This is a genomic window from Streptomyces phyllanthi, from assembly GCF_009377205.1.
Taxonomy (GTDB): Bacteria; Actinomycetota; Actinomycetes; order Streptomycetales; family Streptomycetaceae; genus Streptomyces; species Streptomyces phyllanthi.
The window spans coordinates 1-2,853 of record NZ_VJZE01000735.1 but is presented as its reverse complement, the minus strand read 5'-3'; the positions used below and the strand labels follow the sequence as shown (position 1 = coordinate 2,853).

The window sequence follows — 2,853 nt, the reverse complement described above, 5'->3', positions numbered from 1 at the left end:
GTCCGCACACGCGGACCGGCCCCCTCACGTATCGAAACGGGGGTCCAGGGCACAGCCCCGAAAAAAATCAGCGGACTGCGACCATGCGGGCGAAAACAACGACGTTCCCGGCGTAGCCGTCCTGTTTCGTGAAACCCCCGCCGCACGTGATGACCCGCACTTCCGGGACGCCACTGTTCCCGTAGACACGGTCTCCGGGGAAGTTGTGCTTCTCGAACACCTCGATGCCGTAGATCTCGAAAACGCCCGTCTTTCCGTCGTTGCGCAGAACCTCGACCTGGTTCCCCTTCTTGAGCGCCCCGAGCCCGTAGAAGACGGCGGGCCCCTGCTGGTTGTCGACGTGGCCCACGAGAACGGCCGTCCCCTTCTCGCCGGGGGACACCGCCCCGGTGAACCAGCCCGCGAGGTTCGGGTCCTCGGGCGGCGGCGCGTCGACCCAGCCCTCCAGGTCCAGGCCCACGGGCATGACCGGCGCGTCGACCTGGATCGCCGGGATCCTGATCCGGCTGACCTCGGAGTACGGCAGTGCCGACGGTGCCGTGGCGAACGTGCCGTCGGTGGCGCGACCGTCGGCGGCAGCGGCCGACGCGGGCTGGGGCGGTCCCTCGTCGAACTCGCCCGAACCGTTCCGGATGAGCGCGAGACCGGTCAGCAGAACCAGCGCTATCACGCCCCACGGGGCGCGCTTCCTCCGCCGCCCCTCCTCTTCGGCCAGCTCGGACGAAGACATTCGCCATCCCCTCTCGCCCAGGCCGTCGCCGCGTCCGTCACGCATAAGAGAACGCTAATCGCAGCGCGCGGACTCGGCGACGGGGCAAGTACGAACGGGTGGCGGCGGAAAAACGAGTCCTGCGCCATCCGAGTTGCCGTCGGCAGAAATTTCCAATGGTGCTTGACCTGCGGCGATATCCCATTGTGCGGAATGCCCCGGCGTGTCCTCTCACCGGGACGGACCATTCTCGACATGCGGCCCGTCCCACGGCGTCTGAGGGTCTGTCTGGGAGGCGCTTTCTCGCCGATCGACCGGGGACGGGTCCCGGGGCGTCTTCCTCCGGAGGATCACATGCGTACTACTCGTGCCCTGGCGGCGTCCGCCGCCGCGGTCGCCGTGATCGGGCTCGGCGCCCCGACGGCCGCCGCGTGGAACGACCCGACCTCGGTCACCGCCATGCCCAACGTCATCGCCCAGGGCGGACAGCTGAAGATCACCGTCCATGGCAGTGCGTGCACGCTGGCCGGCAGCACCGTCAGCTCGACGGCCTTTCCGACCACAGCGCTGAAGTCGATGGGCGGCGAGACGGCCACGGCGACCGTGACCGTCAACTCGAACGCCAGCCCCGGTACGTACAGCGTCACCACCAACTGCGAGAACCGGAGGAGGACGTTCAACGGCGTCTTCACCGTTGTCGGCGGTGTCCGTGGCGGTATCGGCGGCAGCAGCACCTCCGGGGCGACGCCGACCGACATCGCGATCGGCGGCGGGCTGGTGACCGCCGCGCTGGTCGGCGGTGGTGTGTTCTGGATGCGTCGTCGCTCCGAGGGCAGGATCTGAGCGACGGGCAGGACAGGAAGACCTGAACAGCGGGAGCTGAACAGGTGGACCCGGACAGGAAGTCAGCGACAGGGAGAGCCGGCCACTGCTCCCCCTCCTGAGGATTGGCTCGCACGTCATCTCGAACACCTCGTCCCGCACACGCCGTCTCCCACACGCCATCCCGACCATGTCCTCTCCCACGCCGGATCGCACGTCGACAGCCCTTCGCCCCGGGCCCCTGAGGAAACCGGGGCGAAGGGCTGTGCTGTGGGCCAGGTTCCGGTACAGGCTGAACAGGCTGCTCTCCGCACGGGCCGGAGCGCCGCCCTACCCGCGCGCGTCGGGGAAGAGAGCCAGCAGCGCGTCCGCCGACGCCGAGACCCCCCGGCTGTAGGGCGCGTCGAAGTCCCAGATCAGGAAGAGCAGAAAGGCGATCAGGGCGGAGAACAGCCCCGCGAGGACCAGCTCACGCGCACTGCGCTGGATCTGCAGGGCGAACACCATCCCGACCGTGACGACCGCGCCGGCGAGAAGCCCGAACCACACGACCCCCGGCATGGTCGCGCCCGTCGAGTCGGCGCGGGCGTTGCGCGCGGCGTCCGCCGCGGCCACCTGGTCCACGAGCGGCTGGTACGCCTGCGCCTCGAACTCCGTACGCGGCTCGTAGTCGGTGACGTCCTCGCGGATACGGTCGAAGAGCCGGGCGCCGCGGCCGGTCAGCTCGCCCTTCTCGGCCATCGTCTTCCACTCCTTGGTGACGACATGGCCGACATACGTGTCGACGTCGTCCCGGATCCGCTCGCGGACGTCCTCCGGGTAGACGCGGACCCGTTCCGTGATCTCGTGCAGGGCCTGTGCCTCCCGCTGGACGTGGTCCTGGGCGACGCTGCGGGCCTCCCAGACACCGGCGATGGCCAGACCCAGCACGATGGCATAGACCACGCCGATCATCATCGTGCAGTACTCGATCACGTCGGGGGTCTCGGACGGGTCGTCGTCATCGGGCGCCGTGTGATGCCGTACGACGGCCACGACGAGCACGACGACGCACGCGGCCGCCATCGCGAGGGTGAGAACAAGCCATTCCGACAAGAGGTTCCTCCAGGGGTCAGCGCGGACGCAGCGCGGCGACGGCGAACACCGCGGGCGCGGTGACGAGCAGAGTGAGGGTGACGAGGGACGGGCCGCCGCTCGGCGCCTGCCTGCGCGACGGCGTCCGGTACGGCGGGTAGGCAACCGAGGCCGGCGACGGCTCGGGCCGCACACTCGGCGTGGGCTTCGGCGCGGGGGGCGGCTTGTGCACCTGTCTCTTATACACA

General features: G+C 69.4%; 3 protein-coding genes and 1 pseudogene. 1 reads left to right on the top strand and 3 read right to left on the bottom strand.

Features of this window, described 5'->3' with window-relative positions; genetic code table 11:
- Positions 1 to 67: 67 nt before the first annotated feature.
- On the bottom strand, positions 68 to 730 hold the full coding sequence (locus FNH04_RS44150) for a class F sortase (RefSeq protein WP_152791863.1): 663 nt from the start codon (positions 728 to 730) through the stop codon (positions 68 to 70).
- Positions 731 to 1,063: 333 nt separating this feature from the next.
- Here FNH04_RS44150 and FNH04_RS44145 point away from each other — a divergent pair, with 333 nt between their 5' ends.
- Positions 1,064 to 1,552, top strand: coding sequence for a hypothetical protein (locus tag FNH04_RS44145; RefSeq protein ID WP_152791862.1), 489 nt, complete (start codon positions 1,064 to 1,066; stop codon positions 1,550 to 1,552).
- A 309-nt stretch (positions 1,553 to 1,861) separates the two neighbouring features.
- Here the strand turns inward: FNH04_RS44145 and FNH04_RS44140 are convergent, their stop codons facing one another.
- Together FNH04_RS44140 and FNH04_RS44135 are read right to left on the bottom strand one after the other, a co-directional pair.
- Positions 1,862 to 2,626 carry a bestrophin-like domain gene (locus FNH04_RS44140; RefSeq protein ID WP_152791861.1) on the bottom strand — a complete coding sequence of 255 codons (765 nt, stop codon included), beginning with the start codon at positions 2,624 to 2,626 and terminating at the stop codon, positions 1,862 to 1,864.
- Between the two features lie 16 nt (positions 2,627 to 2,642).
- A pseudogene (locus tag FNH04_RS44135) lies at positions 2,643 to 2,853 on the bottom strand (hypothetical protein); the annotation flags it as partial.

Bases quoted from the DNA above. Each gene is read 5' to 3' on its own strand.
- FNH04_RS44150 (WP_152791863.1), bottom strand. From the start codon at position 730: ATGTCTTCGTCCGAGCTGGCCGAAGAGGAGGGGCGGCGGAGGAAGCGC.
- FNH04_RS44145 (WP_152791862.1), top strand. From the start codon at position 1,064: ATGCGTACTACTCGTGCCCTGGCGGCGTCCGCCGCCGCGGTCGCCGTG.